Consider the following 19,469-nt stretch of genomic DNA (forward strand, 5'->3'; position numbering starts at 1 on the left):
CCTATAAAACCCTATAAAACCCTATATAGCGCTGATATCGTGTGGCGGTTGTCGCTCACCGAGGCAGTCTCGGTGAGCGACAACCGCCACACGTCTTCCTGAGTGGCAGAAAACGCTTGATCAGCACTCTGCCAGCGAAAGGCACAGGGCCGTCACGGTCTCCGCTATGGACTCGCGGAGATCAGCGGGCGGCCTTGATCCTGCGGGCGAGATCGGCGTCCCACATGGCACCGGTGGCGCTCATCACCGCATCGGCGCCGGCCGCGCGGTACGCGGCGTAATCCTCGGGTGCGACCACGCCGCCGAGACCGATGATCGTGTAGTCCAGCCCGAGCTTCTCGCGGATCGCGGCCAAACGCGCCACCATATCAAGCCCTGCGTGGCGGATCGCACGGCCGCACACGCCGCTGCGATCGCGGCCCGCGCCCGGCAGCGCCTGCCGGCCGTCGGCATCGACCAGTCGCGCGGAAATCGTGTTGATCGCGGAAAACGCCTGCACCGATCCGCGCGCGGCCGTCTCACGCACCATGAACTCGAGCGCGGAATCGTCGACGATGGTGCGCTCCGGCCCCCAGCCGCCGGTCACCTCTGTCGGCGGGATGTATGCGAGCTTGATCGCGAGCGCACGGTCGCCGATCTCGTTCTTCACGGCCTCGGTGATGCGCCCGACCAGCGCCGGATCGTGGCACAGCAGTCGGTTGTGGCCCTCGTTCGGGCAGCTCGTGTTCATGACCATCAAGTCGGCGCCGGTTTCGGTGACGAGCCGCGCGGTGGCGACGTGGTCGGCGATGTAGTCGTCGGTGGTCATGCCCTCCACACGCGAGCCCTGGAAGCTCGGGATGAGCAGCTGGCCCGGGCCGGCGGCTTCGATGGCGCGGCGCATATCGGGCTGCCATTCGTCCGGGTCGCGCGAGGGCACGCCGAACGAGTTGGAGATGGAGATCGGCTGCTCATAACGGGTGTCGGCGAGCACGCCCTCGTCGAGTTCGGCGCTGCCCGGCGTGAGCGAGCCGTCGGCGGCCTTCGGATGCACGGCGAGCACGTTCGGGAACGGGTTGCAGCCCCACGCGCGCGAGCGCACGGTCTTGTAGGTGGCGAGGTCGAAGCCCATGCGGAACGCGGCCGTGGTGAACCGCGAGTTGAGCAGCGGGCCGGCCGGGATGCCGAACGGCAGGTTCACCTGATGGCCGAGGAAGTCGACGGTGCCGGCGGCGGCCTGGGCCTCGGCATCGTTGGCCGAATCACCGGCGCCGCCATCGGCCAGCGCCGCGGCGAACGCGCCGAACGGACCTTTCGCATAGTTGTCGTCGTAGCTCAGGTTGACGTCATAGAACGGCTCGAAATCAGTCATGGTTCTCTCCAACGGTCGCAATCGGCAGGGATATCAAAACGGTTAGTTTCCACTGTAAAACACGGCCGCAACGTACACGCGGCACAGCCGGCCATCGATCGGCATGAGCCTGCGTAACCGGCCTCGCAACGCAAGCGGGCCGGCACCAACCGGCACCGGCCCGTATCATGCACCGCATTCCAACGCGGCTACGCCATCGCCACCGCGAACGAGACGAGCGCGAACAGCCCGTTGAGGATCACGAACGTCAAGAACCAGCCCGACGTCCAGCCCCAGTACGTGCCGGGCGCGGACCGGTTCACGCGCCGGTACTCGCGCAGTCCCCACCCGTATTTCACGAGCACATAGATCAGGCCGCCAATGCCGACGACCAGCAGCGCCACGCCGTACACCATGTTGCCCGTGTCGCCGAAGCTCGCCGCGAACTCGGACAGCACGCCGCCGAGGATCGCGTTGTTGAAAATGTGCAGCGCGATCGACCAGATCAGCGAGTATTCCATCGCCACGAACGCGAACACGAGACCGCAGAAGAACGCAAACGTGCCCTGCACCACGTCGTCGTGGAACAGCGCAAACATGAGCGACGACGTGACGATCGCGAAGTTCCGGCCGAGCGGCTGAAGCTCGCGCATGAGCACGCCGCGGAACACCGTCTCCTCCACGATCGGGCCGATCAGGCCGATGTACAGCCACATGCTGATGGTGACGGCCGACTCGTCGATGCTGTCGGACGTGGGCGAGGCGAGGGTGATGCCGAGCGCGGCGAACGCGATCTGGATGAGTTGCAGCACGCCCTGAATGCCAATGATGAGGGCGACGAACGCGGCGAACCATGCGGGACGCATGTGCGCGCGGGGTTCGTTCGGGTTGAGGCCGGCCGGGGCGGTCGGATCGCCAAGCCAGAACGCACGCGTGAGGATCGTGCGGTGGCGCATGAGCAGCATGAACAGGAAGCCGACCGCGACCGAGATCAGGCTCAGCACGCCGACCCACTGCACGCTATTCTGCGCGAGTTCCTGCTCGATCTGCCGGAAGTTCTCGGCAGACGGCGTGTTCGCGAGGCGCGATCCGGCAACGCGTTCGATCGTGGCGATCACGCCCATGATCATGCCGGCGACGATGCTCGCACCGGTGAAGACCGCCTGATAGGCGAGGATCAGGCCGGCCGGGCGACCGACGGCCTTGCGCAGGGTGCGGCGGCGGATCTGCTCGGGCGTGGCCTGCGGGTAGGGCGCGTAGGGGTACGGCTGGTATTGCGGCTGATATTGCGGCTGACCCGGCCGCGGCGGATACTGACCGTTCTGCTGATACGGCTGGTACTGCTGGTACGGCGATGGCTGGGGTGGATACGGGAATGACTGCGGCTGATACTGCGATTGCGGAGCTTGCTGGTACACGCCCGCCTGATACTGCGGATACGCGCCCTGCGGCAGCGGTTGCGGCGGATAATATTGGCCGGGTTGCGGCTGTTGCGGAGTGGATTGGGCCGGTTGTTCCGGAGCCAGAGGCTGCGATGCCGGCTGGGGTTGCGAGATATCGGCCAGTTGCTCAGGCGACGATGCGGCCGAAGACGATGGCGATGCGGGTTGGGTCTGCGAGGTATCGGCCGAATGTTCGGACGTCGCCGTCGTGGAAGATGAGGTCGGTTCCGTCGACGCCTGCGATGGCGTTTCGGATTGCGTGCTTGCCGGCAGGTCGTCCTGCGGTTGAGGTTCGTTGATGCTCATGCGGCTCAGCCTAACCGTGTTTGCTGAACGATTCGTGACTATGCCCACAGATATTGACGAGAAATCGGCCGATTCGCTCAGCCCACGCCGCCGCCGGCCAACACGCGCGTACCGGTCGCGCCGGCGATGCGCCCCATCGCATACAGTGATACGTACGCCAACGAAGGGGACCACCATGAACGACTCGCAGACCGACACGTCTCACGCCGAACCGGCCGGCGCGGCCGGGGCGCCCAATCCGACCGAAGCCGTCGCCGCAACAAGCCCGGCCAGTCCAATCAGCCCGCCCGACACGGAACCCCGCACATCCGCCGCATGGCAGCCGTATCCGGAACGCATCCAACGCATGTGGCTGGCGGGCGAAGCGCTGCAATGCGCCCTCTGGCTTGCCGGATGCGCAGCCGCGGCCGTGATCTGCTGGATGAACGGTTGGTGGCGTTGGCAGCCGGTCATCATCGCCTTGATCGCCGCGGTCAACGTACTCGATTTCGCGTCGCAGCCGTTGCAGACGCGCTATAAATACGCGTTCCACCGGTTCATGATCGGCGACCGGTTCCTGCGCGTCCGCACGGGATGGCTGTTCCGCTCGACCGTCACGGTACCGTACAACCGCGTGCAGCACGTGGATACGAAGCAGGGACCGTTGCTGCGCAAGTTCGATCTGACGACGATCGTGATCCACACGGCCGCGACCGCACACGAGATCGCCTCGCTGGATTCGGCCGAGGCCGAACACGTGACGACGCTGATCACCGAACGAGTCGCCGTCGCGAAGGAGGACCTGTGATGGGCGAGACGAACACCGCACAGCTGCAACCGCCGGACGGCACGGTGACGGCTCAGGACGACGCGCTGCCGGCCACCCAGCGGAACGACCAGCGCGATCAGTACCGACATGATTCCGGCAGCCGCGATACGCACGACCCCGATGATCGGCATCGCGGCGACGACTGGCGCATGCTGCATCCGGCCGCGCTGATCGTCGGCGTGATCCGATCGCTCAAATCGACGATCGGCATCCTTCTTGCCATCGTCGGCTACCGCATCATCCGTGACGGATGGTCGCAGTGGATCCTCGTCGGCGCCGCCGCGCTCATCCTGACGCTCGCGGTCGTGCCGCCGGCCATGCAATGGCTGACCACGCGCTACCGTCTGGGTGCGGATTCGCTGGAGTTTCGCACGGGACTGTTCTCGCGCAAACACCGCACGATCGGATACGGTGCGATTCATGCGATCAACAGCGCGTCGCCGGTATACTTTCAGCCGTTCGGCGTGGTGCGATTGACGATCACGGCCGCCGGATCGGACGCCGACATCACGCTCGACGCGGTGCCGGTCGCGCTGCAACTCGAACTGGAGAAGCTGCGCGCCGCCAGCTGCGCCGCGCGCGATGCCGATTCCGCGGTCACGCGTCCGACCAGCGCGGATGGCGCGAACCGCGGTACCGACGATCTTCGGCCGTCCTCGCCGAACGTCGTCGACTTGTCGTCTCAGCTAGACGGCGCATCCCAGTCAAGCGCCCCCTCTTTGTCATCCCAGCCGAACACCACCAATCTGTCATCTCGACCGAGCGCAGCGAGCGGAGAGATCTCTCCCCCGCAACCCCGCATCACACAGTCAACCAGCCCGGCCGCAGCCCCCGCACCGATATCGTCAACCGCAACCCCGCAGTCAACCGCCAATCGCCCGGTTTTCCGCGCTTCCATCCGCGACATACTCCTGTTCGCCGTCACCGATCTCGGCTTCCTTGCCGCCGCGCTGGCGGTCTACGCGGCCTTCGACCGGGTCAGCGATCTCATCCCTCGCGCGTGGATGCGCACGGCCACGCAGTCGGTCGATGCGATCGTCGCGCAGGGCATCCTCTCGATCATCCTGCTGATACTGGCGTGCGTGATCGCGCTCATGATCGTCAGCATCGCGTCCGCTCTGTTGCGGTTCTACGGGTTCGAGGTGTGGCGTCGCGGCGACGATCTGGTCGTCGTGCGCGGCCTGTTCACGCGCCGCACCGTCACACTGCCGGTCAGCCGCATCCAGACGATCGCCGTCCGGCAGTCGCTGTTGCGCCAGCCGTTTGGACTGTGTTCGGTCACACTCGGCCTGAGTTCCGCGGCGGCCGGCAGCAGTGACGACGCGAAGGAGAACAACGATTCGTCGAACATACTGCCGGTCGTGAGCACGCGCCGGGTGACCGCGATCCTGCGCGCGATGCTGCCGGAGTGGGACGTGCGCGACGCCGCTGATCGTCCGATCCGGCATACGGGCCGCGGATTGACCAGATATTACGTGACGCTGCCGATCGTGTCCGGTCTGGCTGCGATCGCCGCGACGATCGCGATAATGTTGGCGATGGATTGGGTTGGGCGATGGTGGGCCTGGCTGGCGGTGATTGCGGTGGCGTTGATGTTTGCGCGGTGGGCCGCCAGTCGATGGCTGCGCTCACAGGTCGACGGCTATGCGCTGTTGGATGCGCCGAACGCAATGGGCACGATGGGCACCGCGGACGCGCCGGCCCCGTCGGAAGACGGACGCGGCACCTCGCCCGACGATACAAGCGCAGCAGATATGGGCGGCGGCCATCATGTCCCGGCATCCGCCGCTCTCTGTTCCCACCGCATCGCGGTGACCGGCGCGACCGGACTGACACGACTCACGCTGGTCACCCGTCGATCGCGCGTACAGTCGATCATCCGAAAATCGGCGTTGTGGCGCGAATCGCGCGGCGTTGAAACGCTACTGATGCCGCTGTTCGTCACCACCGGGTCCGACGAACTGCGGTTTCAGTTCATCCGACAAGCCGACGCTGACCGCATCGCCGCATGGACCGAAGGCGATCCGCAAAGATAACCGCACATCGTTTCACGTGAAACAGTTCCACATGAAACATGCCTCCGCGATCCCGAACGACCACGCAGGTATGTGCGGTATGTGCAGAAGGCGGCGGCTCGACGCCGCTGTTCCGACCGCCGAGGCATAATAGTCGTTTGATGCGTCGGCCCGGCAGCCTCGATCATGCGATCGGCACGCGCGCGACGCGAGAGAACGAATATGACCGTGCGATTCGGAAGCAGGGACACTCATGAGCAAACACAGGGCGAAACACACTACGACGGAAGTGCGTACTCGGCATGTCTGGCCGTGGGTGGTGCTGCTGGTGGTGTTGCTGCCGGTTCTTGCGGCCGGCGCCTGCGGCTGGAAGCTGTACACCGAGGCCCAGCAGGTCAAGGCCCACGAGGAGCAGGCGATCCAGCTGCTCGGCAACATCGCCGACCTGAGCAACCTCAACAACATCGACGAGGTCAACCAGAAGGTCACCCAGGCCCAGGCCGAGACCTCGGCCGCCAACGTCATCACCCACGGCGCACTGTGGAATCTGGCCTCGAACATCCCGACATACGGCGACGACATCACCACCGTGCAAGGCATGACCGCGGTGGTGGACACGCTGGTCAACGATTCGGTGCCGCAGTTCATGAGCGTGCTGACCACGCTGAAGAGCGCGAACCTCAGCACCGGCGACGGCCAGCTGAACATCCAGCCGATCCTGGACGCACAGAAGAGCATCACGTCCGCAAGCAAGTCGCTGCAGCAGCAGGTGAAGAAGTACCAGCAGCTGCCCGAGGCACATATCGCCCAGATCAGAAGCGCCTACGATTCGGGCAACACGCAGCTCGTCAAGATGGCCGACAAGGTCGACCAGCTGGCCAGCACCTTCCAGATCCTCCCCGACTTCCTGGGTGCGGACGAGCCGCGCACTTACGCGCTGATGGCCATGACCACGTCCGAGGAGCGCTCGTCCGGCGGCCTGGTCGGCTCCGTAGGCGTGGTGACCACCGACAACGGCAAGATCAGCGTCGGCGACTTCCGCGCGAACACCGAGTACATCTCGTACGGCAAGGGCGATCCGACCAACGACGAGTACCGCATCTTCAACACATGGGGACCGCTGCACATGTCGTTCGCGATGCAGGATCTGGCCGTCTACCCGGACACGTCCCGCGTCGCCGAAGGCATGCAGGCGATCTGGCAGCGCACGCCGTGGGGCAGCGCGACCCAGCTGGACGGCGTGATGATGATCGACCCGGTGTTCCTGCAGGAACTGGTCAAGATCAACGGCGACATCACCTTGTCCGACGGCCGCGTGCTCACCGGCGACAACACTGCCGAGTTCCTGCTGAACACGGTGTACATCGACTATCCGATCTCGGAGACAGACTGGTACTTCGAACAGGTGGCCGAGCAGACGATCGGCAACATGTTCTCGAACCTCGACCTGATCAAGCTCACCAAGGTCGCGCAGATGATGGGCACGATGGCTTCCGGCCGCCACTTCTCCATGTACTCGTTCGACGAAACCGTGCAACAGTCCATCAGCAACGCCGGATTCACCGCGTCCACCCCGAGCAGCGAGGAGCATCCGGCGGTCGGCGTGTACGTGAACGAGCAGAGCCCGTCGAAGATGGGCTGGTACATCCACCGCACGTCGAAGATCACGCGCGCGTCGTGCAACGGCGACGGATCGCAGACCTACCACGTGGAGTACACGCTGACGAACACGATCGACAGCAGCCTCGTCTGGTCGCTGCCCGACTACATCCGCGGTATGAACGCGGACCAGCACGGCAAGGGCGTGGAGAAGATGCTGATCTACGCGCCGGCCGGCGGCACGCTGACGAACCTGCAGACCTCGGGCGAAGGTTCGGTGACCGACAGCCAGCAGGAATCGCTCAACGGCAAAACGGTGTACGTCTCCCTCGCCACGCTGAACCCCGGCGAGACCGTCACCTACTCGTTCGACGTGACCACGTCCACGAAGGCCGTTTCCGATCTGACCATCGACCAGACGCCGATGGGCTGGACCGACTCCGGCATCACCACCGACACCGCCGCGTGCACGATCAGCAAGTGATCCAGCTCCGGCAGTGACCGGCGGCAGACCAAGTCAAGTGCCCTCTTCCCGTTGGGAGGAGGGCACGGCCGTTTGTGTGGACGGTTTCGTATGGGATGCGGTCGGACGCAGCCGGCTTGGTCGGGATCCAATCGAGCCAGCCCGGACCGCGAACGAGGACGGCACGAGGGCGCGGACGCCTCATTCCCTCGATCTTCGGCGCCGGCGTTCAACTGCGCGCCGAGGCAAGTTCACCTGCGCGTGGCCTGCCACACATCATTCGGAAACACGGATGCGGTAAACCGGATGTTGTTATGGATAGAGGTTGAGCAAAGGAATGATCATGCAAGCACAGAACAATCACCAGAACATGCATCACAGCAACGCGCATCACAGCGACGACCAGTACGACGCCTACATGTACGCCGAATACGGCATCGAGCGCTGACGCCCGAAGCCTTCCCCGCATTGGCGGCTTGCCGAAACGCAAGGCATCCTGCGCCCGGCAAGCTGCCAGTACTGTCTACAGGCCCAAGCCCGCGCGCCCGCGACGCGAAAATGCATCGATTGCGCAAGTAGCCGTTATCGATCATCCATGATCTCTGCACGACACAAGGGATTATCCACAAAACGGCCCCGGTTGCAAACCACAGACAAGTTGCCCCAGAAAGCAGATTTACGGTAGACTGTTTCGCGATAAAGCTGGACGTTGCCCAGTTCGTAAAAGTCGCCTCCCGACATGTTTGGGAGGCGGCTTTACGCTTCATGATCGTCGTCGAACAGGCAACCTCAAAATCTTATTCAGCTGTCTCTGGACTAGGCTCCGAATCCGTAAGATCTTGTTCATCCACTGTTATCCCCAACACAGATACGGACTTACCATCTTCGAAGCGACAATCGGGATCTTCCTGCTGCAGGCGTTCCTTGAACTCAGGATTGAGCTCAAGATCATCCTCATCGGTCAATTCACCCTTAGCTCTACGAACGAGCATGTCTGCGAAACGTTTGCCCATCGGCTTGAACGTGAAATAGGTGATGCTGCCAGACACAAAGCCGCCAATAACCGGAACAGCATGTGTCACTGCGGACTGAATGGTCTGCTTGGTGATTTTGCTTCCGATAAGGGCAGCGACCTTTTTCATGGGAAGGTACCAGAAGGTCTTCGTCAAAGCCATTCCGGCGACTTTCTTCCCGATATTTGCACTTGCTCTTTTAGAAACAGCGAGAATCAGCGCAGCAGAGCCGCTAACTCCAAGCATGGCACCCAGATATGCAATCACACGAGCCTGCGTAGTCTCGGACAACTCATCGATATCATTCGAAAACAGATCATCGTCTCCGAAGAGATACGCCAATTTTTGCGCCATGTTAAGAGCAAAACCGAAATACTGCACAATGTCACCGCCGCCGGCAGCAACCATGGTGACTGGATTGCTTGGAAGCCCGGCAATGAATGAGGTTAACGACGTACTATTGGTGCTGGCCGCGATGACCTTGTCTGCTTTTCTTCTCAGAGAATCAGGCGTATACACGCTCTGCGGACCATTTTCGAGTATCTGATCAAGATAAGGAGACTTCGCAAACTGCTTGCGCAGAAAAGCATCCCTATCCACACGCACCACTGGAAGTTTTGCAAGCACCGTGATGGTTTCCATCGTCTTCTTTGCCAGCTCATCAGTATCCAGTGTTGCCATATTCGCCCCTTCTCGAATACACGTCACAACTTTTAATGGTAACAACGATTCTTGGTGACATGAAGTCTCGTCGTAACGAAGACTCAGGAAAGTCGGTCTCTTTTTGTCCCAACGAGAATCGGTCGATAGGACGCCAGATCCTACAACGATGCCGCACAAGATCAAACGGCTCAGCTCGTTAAGACGCTCTACATACGATTCCATCACTCGTCAAACGCATCACTACGGAAGAGAATGCGCCATGTGCCGCGCTTGTCAGAGCCTGTGCGAATGATGAGCCCGTTTTTCCTCATCGTCTGGAAAGCTCGCCACACCGTGTTATAAGACACACCCAGCGCGGATGCTGCTTGCCGGTAAGTGAGCGACGGATTGTCCCGAATCAGGTCCAGAAGACGCTGTTCCCGTTCCTTCAGCCCATTTACAGTCCCATTTACAGTCCCATTTACAGTCCCATTTACAGTCCCATTTACAGTCTCATCTGGGTCAGTTGCCTGCTCATCAGTTTCATCCGGTTCGCGCCCAACCTCATCATGAGCAGGTAAACCATCCCCGACAACATCGCCTTCCACCCAGCGCACGGGGACGAACGCCTCGAACACGTCGCCGTCGTCGAGCACAGGGTCCTTGCCGGAATATGGCTTCGAGTACTTGTACAGGTTGCGCATGCCACTGCCAAGCTCGTCGGCAAGGCCGATGTTGCGGAAGAACTTCGCAATGAATGGATTCTTGGACACCGGCTTGAAACTCGTGATGGCAAGCTGCCCCTGAAAAATCGCCTTGGAGGCGTTCTCCGTGTGGATGCCGTCGTTGAGGATGAGGAACTTGGCCGGGTACGGGCTGACGAACTCGCGGTGGATCATCAGGTTCGAGACCAACTCGCGGATGATGATATCCCGAGGACTGACGGTCTGGTCGCCCTCCAACATGAACCGGTCGGGCAGATATCGTTTCGCGAACTCGGAGATCTGCGATTGCGCCTCGATTAGGTTCGTAGTCACGATAAGCCGGTCGTCGTAACGGTCCAAATTCTGGCGGCGCACGATCACGTCGGTCTTGTAGGCAGGCGCGATGCGCGAGATAACCTCATCCTTGCCGAGCAGCATAACAGCGGCGAGGTTGAAGCCCTCCTCGCCGGTGTCGTAGTTCACGCCGTACAGGTCAGCGCTGCGCATCAGCTCCATATCGTCCATCTCGGCCCACGGGTGGCCGGGCGTCTTCAGCGCGGCCAGTTTGCGCACGCGCGGCAGCAGATCGAATCGGAAATCTGACGGCTTCAAATACCGGTATACGCGCTGTTCACTGAAATGGTTCTGCTTGCGGATGTGCATCTGCGCAATCTGCGTCTCGCTGGTGATGCGCCGATCCACGTCGGCCACACGATCATAGATCACGTGTTTGAAACTGACGACCGCGGGACCGGCCGGAACCCAGACGCGGATCACGAGTTTGCCGGCATATTCGATGCGTTCAGTCTCGATAGCCGGCGCAACGTTGAACAGTTTGGGATTGCCAATCACGTTCACGAGATTACGTTCGATGGCGACAGCCTGTTCACGATCGACACCTTCAACAGTACCGTCATTCAGCACCCCAAGGTAAATCGAGCCACCGAATCGATTGTTGAACGAACATACCGTCTCGAATGTATCCGTCTCCGGCTGGACGCCACAGCGCTTGAACTCGACTGAGATGTTCTCGCCGCGCTCAAGCACGGCGGAAAGTTCCGTAGCGTTCATGTCGCCTCCCCCGAATCATTTGTTTGTCCAGTGTAACGCAGATCAAACTAGGCAACTCGAAATGCGGAATCTGAGATGACTCATTCGCCGGTGATGCGTAAGTACCGGCGCTTGACGTGTGCTCCTGCCGTTGACCGGAACAACAAGGAGCACACCGAATATCCGTCAGCTACGTCACCGGGCCGGACATCACCGGTCTTCGTCACCGCCCCCCGCATCCGCCCGCCATGTGACGGCGCCGACGTGGCCCAGCCAGCATCCCAGCGGAATGGTGAGCGCGCCGCCGATGATGAAGATGAGCCGCACGTCGATCATGTCGGCCAGCGGTCCGAACACCAGCATGCCCAACGGCGTGCCGAAGGGCGAGAACGCTTTCAACAGTCCGAACACGCGCCCCTGCATATCCTCCGCCGACTCCTGCTGCAGCATCGTGAACGCCGGCGACGCGGCCAGCGGCGTGGCCAGTCCGGTCAGGAAATCGATGATCAGGAACACGAGCAGCGTCGGCGCGAAACCGAGTCCCGCCGTGGTGATGCCGATCAGCACGAACCCGACGGCCACCGCGCGCAGACAGTCGTGGATGCGCTTGGCGCCGACCGACGACCAGAACGACTCCCGTCCTATCCGGAATCGGACGTTTCTGCCCCAGCACGAGTCCGTTTGCTTCCAGCATCCTCGCGCCCTAGCGGAAAACAGACGCCTCCGACCCAATACGCGACCGTTTATCCTTACTATCCTTATTGTTCTGGTAGGAAACGGACGCTTACCGACGCGTCCCGAACCGGAGACCGCTACTTCGGGATCCGTCGGAAACGAAAAAAGGGTTTTCGGATCGATCCGAAAACCCTGATGGCGGAGGATACGAGATTCGAACTCGTGAGGCTGTTACACCAACACGCTTTCCAAGCGTGCGCCATAGACCACTAGGCGAATCCTCCATTCGTGTCACTTCCGCGCGAACGCGTCAGCACACAATTTGGATATACTAGCACGATATTCGAAATCGACAAATCGATTTGGCGGAGGATACGAGATTCGAACTCGCCGAACTACCCCGACATCAGCCGCCAGCAGCCATAAAAACCGCGTTTTTCCAACGATTATAAGGCCATATAACCGCCAACCTCCACCATCATACAAAAATGGTCTTCGGCGTGTCGCAAGACACCTCGAAGACCATACCGTCAGCCAGATCGTCAGCCACACCGCACGCCGCCGGCAGCCACGGCCGTCAGATCACACGGCCAACGAGAACCACCCGACCAACGGCAGCCGACCAGCCACCAATCAGTAGTTGTTCGAGCCCGGACCCTCGAAGCGCACCGCGAAACCGCGCTCGTAGTGCAGGAACATATCCGCGCCGTAGCGGTCCACGTCGCGGTGCGTGAACAGCATGCGGATCGCGAACGCGGTCTGCACGTCCTCGGGCAGCTCCTTGAACGCCTTGTGCGCATCCCAGCCGGTCGCGGGCGAAACCGCGCGGTCGGACACATACGCGTAGCCGTAGCCGTCCTCGTTCACATACCCCATGAACGGCAGATCCCACGCGTTGTTGTCGGCCAGCGCCTGCTTGAAGTCCTCGACGGCAGCCAGCGCCTTGTCGCCGATGCCGAACTTCTTGGCCACCTTGTTGGCCTCGGCGGTCTTCGCGGCCGCGTCCTGCCCGAACATCGACTCGTTCACGACGATCACTTGATCGTTTGCCATGATGATTCCCCTTGCTTGAATGGCATACCCGTTACGCAAACCGAACATGAACATGTTATATATAACACGTAAATCATTCGGCTGATCACTGCGATTATGATGTCGTCTTGTGCGACAACTCTTACGATACCGCCAATCACATGTGCGAAAAACCTTATAATTGTGCGGTTTTACTTGCCAGACACCAACGCGCCGCATATCAACCCGTTGATATGTATGCCATATCAGACCATGTTCGCTTGCACAATATCTCACAAACCAAATGTTCGTTTTTCTTGTACGTCGGCGTGTCGGATGTGATATTCACATGGATATAAGGTGGCGAAGTTGCGTACATACGCCGTTTCTTACCGACCGGTAGCGAACAACGCGATACGCTCGGTGCAGTCGCGTGAAAGTAGGGAGACGAGTATGGCCGAATCTGAAGACCAGCGATGGCGCATGGACGATATACGCGACACATCGATGCAGACCCGCCTGATCCCGCTTTCCGATCTCGAGGATGAAGGATTCGACCTCTCGGACGCCTCGGACGAATCCTCCGCAACACCCGAAACCGAAGAACCGCAAGGCCCCGCCACTCCCCCACAGCCGCTCCCGCCGAGCTTCTTCCCCACCAACACCGGCCGCATGCGCCCAATCATCGTTGCACAGCCCGCCGATGCGGCGTCACCGCCCACTGTCGCGGCACCGGTCGCCGCTCAGCCGGCACGCTCCGTTCGCGTCAACGCCCCGCGGACCACCCCGTTCAGCTCCGTCGCATCACGCCTATCGTCGGCTGCCGCGAATACGTCCGATTCGCTGGCCCGAACCGTGCGTTCCGATGCGACAGGCACCGTCGAATCAACCGGTTCAGCCGCATCGGCAGACACGGCCAGCGCAACCGGTTCACCGGAACCAGCAGCCGACCAGCAGCCGACACCGTCCCGCGTCCCGCGCATCAGCTATTCGCTGCAATACCGCGCACTGCACCCGCGCGATTGACAGCCGCTCAACCGGTAACGGGCAATCGCCGCCCGTACTTATTTGTGGTATGGCTCGTGCGCGTTGATCTTGTACGCGCGGTAGATCTGCTCAAGCAGGATGACCCGCATGAGCTGGTGCGGGAACGTCATTTTCGAGAAACTCAGTTTGTAGTTCGCGCGACGCAGGATCGCATCGTCCAGTCCGATCGAACCGCCGATGACGAGCTGGATGTGACTTACGCCGCGCAGTCCCAGCTGGTTGATTTCGTTCGCCAGACCTTCCGACGTGAGCATCTTGCCATCGATCGCAAGGGCGATAACGTATGCATTGTCGCGCAGATGACGCGCGATCCGCTCGCCTTCCTTGGCTTTGATCTGCCGCTCGACGCCCTCGCTCGCATGTTCGGGGGTCTTCTCGTCGGCGACTTCGATGATGTCGAGCTTGCAGTAGCGGCTTAACCGCTTGCTGTACTCGGCGATGGCGTCGCGCAGGTACGATTCCTTGACCTTGCCGACGGCGATGATGTCAATCTGCATGATGCTCCCCTCTCGATCCGATACTCGATTATTACATCATGCCTTCGCGTATGGCACAGCCGAGGCGTCCTTGCCTATTGGTCATTGCAGTCGAGACAGCCTACCTATCTGTCGTTTCAACCGAGGCGACTACCTATCTGTCATTTCGACCGAGGCAAAGCCGAGCGGAGAAATCTTCAGGCGTTTGTTGCATCCGTAAGATTTCTCCGCTCGCTGGCGCTCGGTCGAAATGACACAAGGAACGAGACGACGCGGGTCACTTCGCGATGAGCGGGAGCACCTGCTCGTCGAACGCGGTGAGCGCCGTGTCGATCACGTTGTGCATGTCGTAGTACTTGTACGTGCCCAGACGGCCGCCGAACACGACCTTCGGCTCGGCCGCGGCCTTCTCGGCGTACTTCGCGTACAGCGCCTTGTCCTCGTCGGTGTTGATCGGGTAGTACGGCTCGTCGCCGCGCTCCGCGAAGCGCGAGTATTCCTCCCACACCACGGTCTTCTCGTGGTTCTGGGAATCGTAACGTTCCGGGTTGAAGTTCTTGAACTCGATCGCGCGGGTGTACGGCACGTCCGCGTCGGAGTAGTTCATCACCGGGCAGCCGAAGTGGTCGTCCTCGTCGTAGCGCACTTCCTTGAAGTCGACCGTACGCCACTTGAGATCGCCCAGCTCGTAGTCGAAGTAGCGGTCGACCGGGCCGGTGTACACAACCGGCACGCCCGCGGCGAGCAGCGCCTTCTTGTTGTACGGCTGCGACTCGTCGAAGAAGTCCACGCCCAGCTCGACCGTGATGCGCGGGTCGTCGATCATGCGCTCCATCCACGCAGTGTAGCCATCCTTCGGCAGGCCCTCCCACGTGTCCTTGAAGTAGCGGTTGTCGTAGTTGAAGCGCACCGGCAGTCGCTTGATGATGTCGGCTGGCAGGTCGGCCGGGTCGGTCTGCCACTGCTTGCCGGTGTAGTTCTTGATGAACGCCTCGTACAGCGGGCGGCCGATCAGCTGGATGCCCTTGTCGTTGAGGTTCTGCGGGTCGGTGCCGGCCAGCTCGCCCGCCTGCTCCTCGATGAGTTTGCGCGCCTCGTCCGGCGTGTAGGACGCGCCGAAGAACTGGTTGATCGTGCCGAGGTTGATCGGCAGCGGGTAGACCACGCCGTCGTGCGTCGCGTAGACGCGGTGCACGTAGTTCGTGAACTCGGTGAAGCGGTTCACATACTCCCACACGCGCTTGTTGGACGTGTGGAACAGGTGGGCGCCGTACTTGTGGATCTCCGCGCCCGTCTCCTCATCGAAATACGAGTACGCGTTGCCGCCGATGTGGTCGCGCACGTCGATGATGTGCACGCGCGCGCCGGCACGTTCGACCGCCTGCTGCGCCACCGTCAGGCCGAACAGGCCCGCGCCGACGATCACCAAATCCGGATACTGCACGTTTTCCGCCATATCTCACAACCTTCCATACAGGATGTTCGTTTCCCCAGCAGTTTATCGTATGGGGGCTATCGAACGCGTTTTCTCCCAGCCGCCCGCCACCGCACACGTTCGCATCGTCGCGCACGTTCGCACGGCCGCACACGTTCGCATATGAAAAAACTCCCCCGACCAAAGTCAGGGGAGCCTCGTCAGCAATCAGCGATAATCAGCGAATCCGCAAGTCGGATCGACCATGCCAGTCAGCCCAGCAGCAATCGCACAGCTCACGCAGTCCGACGCAACTCATGCCGTACAGGTCGCACAATCGTCACGCAACCCGCGCAATCATCACGCATAAATATTGCGCGGCCGCATGTCCGCCGGCAATCCCTCCAGCAGATGCATGACCGAACGCGACTCGAACACGGACCGGATGCCCGCAGCCAGCAGCGGCGCAACCGACAGCACGGTCATGTTCGGCAGACGCTTCTCCTCCGGCACCGGCACGGTGTTCGTGACGATGATCTCGCGCGCGCCACAGTCACGCAGCCGCTCGATAGCCGGACCGGACAGCAGGCCGTGCGTGGCGACCAGCGTGACGGACGCCGCACCGGCGTTGCGCAGCGTGCGCACGGCCTCGCAGATCGTGCCCGCGGTGTCGATCATGTCGTCGACGACCACGCAGTCGCGACCGGCGACCTCGCCGATGATGCCGTGCGCGGTCGCGTGGTTCGGACGCGTCGTGTCGCGCGTCTTGTGGATGAACGCAAGCGGCAGGTTGCCGAGCTTGGCAGCCCACTGCTCGGACACCTTGATGCGGCCGGCGTCCGGGGAGACGATCGTCGCGTGCTCCATCGGCACGTTGTTGCGCACGTAGTCGAGCAGCACCGGGGTCGCGGTCAGATGATCGACCGGACCGTTGAAGAAGCCCTGCTCCTGCGCGGCGTGCAGGTCGATCGTCATCATGCGGTCGGCGCCGGCGGCACGGAACAGGTCGAAGATCAGGCGGGCGGTGATGGGCTCGCGGCCGAGGTGCTTCTTGTCCTGGCGCGAGTAACCGAGGAACGGCGCGACCACGGTGACGGAGCGTGCCGACGCGCGCTTCATCGCATCGATCATGATGAGCTGTTCCATGATCCACTTGTTGATCGGATCGGTATGGCACTGCAGCACGAACGCGTCCGCGCCACGCACCGGCTCGGTGTAGCGCACGTACATCTCGCCGTTCGCGAAATCGTAAGCCGTGGTTTCGAGGACGTCGATTCCCATGCACCGCGCCACTTCGTGAGCCAGTTCGGGGTACGCGCGACCCGACACCAGCACGAGTCGCTTATCCGGTGTGCCTTCGAGAATCGCCGACATGATCCGCCTTCCACAATCGTCAGTCACCGCACGGCCGCAGCCGGACGGTCGAAAATAGCCGTCTTCCAATATAACAACGGCACTGTATCCGACGTGCCGCGCGACGCGCGCCCGGCTCGTGGATCGCGATCCGACTGTCTTACGGTGACGATAGTCTATACAGGTTGCCCGCACCCAGGTGCGGATGACGCGTATACACACTCCTGCCGCGGAAAGTCCGTGGCCGAATAGTCCGAAGGAGGTGGGTGATGTCTGCGCATAAGTACGAACTGATGTTCATTGCCGATCCCGAGCTGGATGAGCGCGGTCTGAAGAAGCTGACCGAGCAGTATCTGGAACTCGTCACCAAGGAAGGTGGTTCCGTTGAGAACACCGATATTTGGGGACGCCGCAAGCTCGCTTACGAGATCGCCGGCAAGACCGAAGGCAACTACGTCGTGGTCAACTACACCTGCGAGCCTGCCGTCAGCGACGAGCTCGACCGTGTGCTGAACCTCAACGAATCCGTGATCCGTACGAAGATCCTTCGTAAGGACGCCAAGTAAAGCTTCCCTCAGCAATAGCTGAACCGTGAGTAAGTAAGAAGGTAACGTCATGGCAGGCGAAACGATCATCACCGTGGTCGGCAATCTTACGGCCGATCCCGAGTTGCGTACCATTGGCTCCGGCGCAACCGTCGCGAGCTTTACCATCGCCTCGACGCCGCGCACGTACAACCGCCAGTCCGGCCAGTTTGAGGACGGCCCGGCGTTGTTCATGCGCTGCTCCGCCTGGCGTGACCTGGCCGACCATTGCGCCCAGACCCTGTCTAAGGGCATGCGCGTGATCGCCCAGGGCCGTCTGTCCCAGCGCTCGTATCAGGCACAGGACGGCACGAACCGCACCGTGGTCGAGATGACCGTGGACGAGATCGGCCCATCGCTGCGGTACGCCACCGCTCAGGTGACCCGCATGTCTAGCAACGGCCAGGGCGGATTCGCCGGCCGTGCGCAGGGCGGATTCAACGGTGGCCAGAACGCCGGCAACGCCGGTGGGTACGGTGCCGGCAACGGCTATTCCGGCGGTGCCGGATATGCCGGCGGCAACGGTGGATACCAGGGCGGTGCCGCGTACAACAACGGCGCCCCGACCCCCGCTCCCGCACAGCCCGCCCAGCAGGCCCCCGCGACCGATCCGTGGTCGTCGGATGCCTCCGCGAGCGGCGGATTCTCGACGTTCGGCGGCAGCACCGATTTCGGTGGCAGCTCCGACGAGCCGGAATTCTGATTCCGCCTGCGATCGCCCCGCACCACCGGGCACTACTCACGAAGCGCATCAAACCTAACGTTTTAAGGAGAACATCATGTCACGCAAGAGGCCGCAACCGCCGGTCAAGCCGTTCAAGAAGAAGCCGAACCCGCTGAAGGCTGCCAAGATCACCACGATCGACTACAAGGACGTTGCGCTGCTGCGCAAGTTCATCTCCGATCGCGGCAAGATCCGTTCCCGTCGTATCACCGGCGTGACCGTGCAGGAGCAGCGCGAGATCTCGAAGGCGATCAAGAACGCCCGCGAGATGGCTCTGCTGCCGTACGCCACTTCCGGCCGCTGATTTGAGGAGGTAAAGGAACATGGCTGATACCAAGGTTATCCTCACTGCAACCGTTGCCAACCTCGGTCACTCCGGTGACGTCGTCGAGGTCAAGTCCGGCTACGCCCGCAACTACCTGTTCCCGCAGGGCCTCGCCTTCGCGTGGACCAAGGGCGCTGCCGCTCAGGTCGAGGCGATGAAGCGCGCTCGCCTGGCCAAGGCCGTCGCCACCCGCGAAGAGGCCGTCGCCGCCAAGGAGCTCATCGAGGGCACCACCGTCGAGATCGCCGCCAAGGTTTCCGAGTCCGGCAAGCTCTTCGGTGGCATCTCCGCCGACAAGATCGCGATCGCCCTGTCCGACAAGGCCGCCGTCAACCCGAAGAACATCGAGGTTGAGCCGATCAAGACCACCGGCGACTTCCCGGCCAAGGTTGCCCTGCACCCGGAGATCACCGCGTCCTTCTTCGTGAAGGTCGTCGCCGAGTGACCCTGTTCCGGCGGGCTTGGCTCGCCGGAACTTCCAGACTGAC

Annotated in this window: 17 protein-coding genes and 1 tRNA gene; 8 read left to right on the forward strand and 10 right to left on the reverse strand. The window is 61.8% G+C overall.

Annotation, left to right across the window (positions count from 1 at the left end; all coding sequences use genetic code 11):
* Positions 1-181: 181 nt before the first annotated feature.
* Both JS541_RS01990 and JS541_RS01995 read right to left on the reverse strand, forming a co-directional pair.
* A complete protein-coding gene (locus JS541_RS01990) occupies positions 182-1,351 on the reverse strand; it encodes a diguanylate cyclase (RefSeq protein WP_214372677.1) in 1,170 nt (389 codons plus the stop codon).
* A 188-nt stretch (positions 1,352-1,539) separates the two neighbouring features.
* The gene (locus tag JS541_RS01995) at positions 1,540-3,078 is read right to left on the reverse strand and encodes a CPBP family intramembrane glutamic endopeptidase (RefSeq protein WP_214372679.1); all 1,539 of its coding nucleotides are present in this window, start codon (positions 3,076-3,078) and stop codon (positions 1,540-1,542) included.
* A gap of 175 nt (positions 3,079-3,253) precedes the next feature.
* On the opposite strand from JS541_RS01995, the gene JS541_RS02000 reads away from it, so the two are divergent.
* The 3 genes from JS541_RS02000 to JS541_RS02010 all read left to right on the forward strand — a co-directional run bounded on the left by JS541_RS02000 (position 3,254) and on the right by JS541_RS02010 (position 7,984).
* Complete coding sequence (locus JS541_RS02000; protein WP_214372681.1) at positions 3,254-3,865, forward strand: PH domain-containing protein; 612 nt, start codon at positions 3,254-3,256, stop codon at positions 3,863-3,865.
* Positions 3,865-5,922, forward strand: coding sequence for a PH domain-containing protein (locus JS541_RS02005; protein ID WP_214372683.1), 2,058 nt, complete (start codon positions 3,865-3,867; stop codon positions 5,920-5,922). Before JS541_RS02000 ends, JS541_RS02005 begins: the two co-directional genes overlap by 1 nt.
* A 232-nt stretch (positions 5,923-6,154) precedes the next feature.
* On the forward strand, positions 6,155-7,984 hold the full coding sequence (locus JS541_RS02010; RefSeq protein WP_214372685.1) for a DUF4012 domain-containing protein: 1,830 nt from the start codon (positions 6,155-6,157) through the stop codon (positions 7,982-7,984).
* Between the two features lie 776 nt (positions 7,985-8,760).
* Here the strand turns inward: JS541_RS02010 and JS541_RS02015 are convergent.
* The 5 genes from JS541_RS02015 to JS541_RS02035 all read right to left on the reverse strand — a co-directional run bounded on the left by JS541_RS02015 (position 8,761) and on the right by JS541_RS02035 (position 13,100).
* The gene (locus JS541_RS02015; RefSeq protein ID WP_240539197.1) at positions 8,761-9,657 is read right to left on the reverse strand and encodes a hypothetical protein; all 897 of its coding nucleotides are present in this window, start codon (positions 9,655-9,657) and stop codon (positions 8,761-8,763) included.
* Between the two features lie 203 nt (positions 9,658-9,860).
* Positions 9,861-11,393 carry an RNA-binding domain-containing protein gene (locus tag JS541_RS02020; protein ID WP_214372688.1) on the reverse strand — a complete coding sequence of 511 codons (1,533 nt, stop codon included), beginning with the start codon at positions 11,391-11,393 and terminating at the stop codon, positions 9,861-9,863.
* A 189-nt stretch (positions 11,394-11,582) separates the two neighbouring features.
* Positions 11,583-11,954, reverse strand: coding sequence for an MFS transporter (locus JS541_RS02025; RefSeq protein ID WP_346428271.1), 372 nt, complete (start codon positions 11,952-11,954; stop codon positions 11,583-11,585).
* Between the two features lie 289 nt (positions 11,955-12,243).
* Positions 12,244-12,331, reverse strand: a tRNA-Ser gene (locus JS541_RS02030).
* Between the two features lie 349 nt (positions 12,332-12,680).
* Positions 12,681-13,100: a glycerophosphodiester phosphodiesterase gene (locus tag JS541_RS02035; RefSeq protein WP_214372690.1), complete on the reverse strand. Its 420-nt coding sequence runs from the start codon at positions 13,098-13,100 to the stop codon at positions 12,681-12,683.
* Between the two features lie 411 nt (positions 13,101-13,511).
* Here JS541_RS02035 and JS541_RS02040 point away from each other — a divergent pair, with 411 nt between their 5' ends.
* Positions 13,512-14,084, forward strand: a complete 573-nt coding sequence (locus JS541_RS02040) for a hypothetical protein (RefSeq protein ID WP_214372691.1) — start codon at positions 13,512-13,514, stop codon at positions 14,082-14,084.
* A 38-nt stretch (positions 14,085-14,122) separates the two neighbouring features.
* Here JS541_RS02040 and rlmH read toward each other — a convergent pair whose 3' ends face one another.
* The 3 genes from rlmH to JS541_RS02055 form a co-directional block, all read right to left on the reverse strand.
* Positions 14,123-14,602, reverse strand: coding sequence for a 23S rRNA (pseudouridine(1915)-N(3))-methyltransferase RlmH (gene rlmH, locus JS541_RS02045; protein WP_214372693.1), 480 nt, complete (start codon positions 14,600-14,602; stop codon positions 14,123-14,125).
* A gap of 256 nt (positions 14,603-14,858) precedes the next feature.
* A complete protein-coding gene (gene glf, locus JS541_RS02050) occupies positions 14,859-16,037 on the reverse strand; it encodes a UDP-galactopyranose mutase (protein WP_214372695.1) in 1,179 nt (392 codons plus the stop codon).
* A gap of 318 nt (positions 16,038-16,355) precedes the next feature.
* The gene (locus JS541_RS02055; RefSeq protein WP_214372697.1) at positions 16,356-17,369 is read right to left on the reverse strand and encodes a ribose-phosphate diphosphokinase; all 1,014 of its coding nucleotides are present in this window, start codon (positions 17,367-17,369) and stop codon (positions 16,356-16,358) included.
* Positions 17,370-17,617: 248 nt separating this feature from the next.
* On the opposite strand from JS541_RS02055, the gene rpsF reads away from it, so the two are divergent.
* From rpsF to rplI, 4 genes are all read left to right on the forward strand, one after another.
* Positions 17,618-17,914, forward strand: a complete 297-nt coding sequence (rpsF, locus tag JS541_RS02060; RefSeq protein WP_033496384.1) for a 30S ribosomal protein S6 — start codon at positions 17,618-17,620, stop codon at positions 17,912-17,914.
* A 49-nt stretch (positions 17,915-17,963) separates the two neighbouring features.
* Complete coding sequence (locus tag JS541_RS02065; protein WP_214372699.1) at positions 17,964-18,635, forward strand: single-stranded DNA-binding protein; 672 nt, start codon at positions 17,964-17,966, stop codon at positions 18,633-18,635.
* Positions 18,636-18,711: 76 nt separating this feature from the next.
* On the forward strand, positions 18,712-18,960 hold the full coding sequence (gene rpsR / locus JS541_RS02070; RefSeq protein WP_033496388.1) for a 30S ribosomal protein S18: 249 nt from the start codon (positions 18,712-18,714) through the stop codon (positions 18,958-18,960).
* Positions 18,961-18,979: 19 nt separating this feature from the next.
* The gene (rplI, locus tag JS541_RS02075) at positions 18,980-19,426 is read left to right on the forward strand and encodes a 50S ribosomal protein L9 (protein ID WP_033496390.1); all 447 of its coding nucleotides are present in this window, start codon (positions 18,980-18,982) and stop codon (positions 19,424-19,426) included.
* The last annotated feature ends 43 nt before the right edge of the window (positions 19,427-19,469 follow it).

Source organism: Bifidobacterium sp. SO1 (assembly GCF_018555335.1).
Taxonomy (GTDB): Bacteria; Actinomycetota; Actinomycetes; order Actinomycetales; family Bifidobacteriaceae; genus Bifidobacterium; species Bifidobacterium simiiventris.

Bases quoted from the DNA above. Each gene is read 5' to 3' on its own strand.
- JS541_RS01990 (WP_214372677.1), bottom strand. From the start codon at position 1,351: ATGACTGATTTCGAGCCGTTCTATGACGTCAACCTGAGCTACGACGAC.
- JS541_RS01995 (WP_214372679.1), bottom strand. From the start codon at position 3,078: ATGAGCATCAACGAACCTCAACCGCAGGACGACCTGCCGGCAAGCACG.
- JS541_RS02000 (WP_214372681.1), top strand. From the start codon at position 3,254: ATGAACGACTCGCAGACCGACACGTCTCACGCCGAACCGGCCGGCGCG.
- JS541_RS02005 (WP_214372683.1), top strand. From the start codon at position 3,865: ATGGGCGAGACGAACACCGCACAGCTGCAACCGCCGGACGGCACGGTG.
- JS541_RS02010 (WP_214372685.1), top strand. From the start codon at position 6,155: ATGAGCAAACACAGGGCGAAACACACTACGACGGAAGTGCGTACTCGG.
- JS541_RS02015 (WP_240539197.1), bottom strand. From the start codon at position 9,657: ATGGCAACACTGGATACTGATGAGCTGGCAAAGAAGACGATGGAAACC.
- JS541_RS02020 (WP_214372688.1), bottom strand. From the start codon at position 11,393: ATGAACGCTACGGAACTTTCCGCCGTGCTTGAGCGCGGCGAGAACATC.
- JS541_RS02035 (WP_214372690.1), bottom strand. From the start codon at position 13,100: ATGGCAAACGATCAAGTGATCGTCGTGAACGAGTCGATGTTCGGGCAG.
- JS541_RS02040 (WP_214372691.1), top strand. From the start codon at position 13,512: ATGGCCGAATCTGAAGACCAGCGATGGCGCATGGACGATATACGCGAC.
- rlmH (WP_214372693.1), bottom strand. From the start codon at position 14,602: ATGCAGATTGACATCATCGCCGTCGGCAAGGTCAAGGAATCGTACCTG.
- glf (WP_214372695.1), bottom strand. From the start codon at position 16,037: ATGGCGGAAAACGTGCAGTATCCGGATTTGGTGATCGTCGGCGCGGGC.
- JS541_RS02055 (WP_214372697.1), bottom strand. From the start codon at position 17,369: ATGTCGGCGATTCTCGAAGGCACACCGGATAAGCGACTCGTGCTGGTG.
- rpsF (WP_033496384.1), top strand. From the start codon at position 17,618: ATGTCTGCGCATAAGTACGAACTGATGTTCATTGCCGATCCCGAGCTG.
- JS541_RS02065 (WP_214372699.1), top strand. From the start codon at position 17,964: ATGGCAGGCGAAACGATCATCACCGTGGTCGGCAATCTTACGGCCGAT.
- rpsR (WP_033496388.1), top strand. From the start codon at position 18,712: ATGTCACGCAAGAGGCCGCAACCGCCGGTCAAGCCGTTCAAGAAGAAG.
- rplI (WP_033496390.1), top strand. From the start codon at position 18,980: ATGGCTGATACCAAGGTTATCCTCACTGCAACCGTTGCCAACCTCGGT.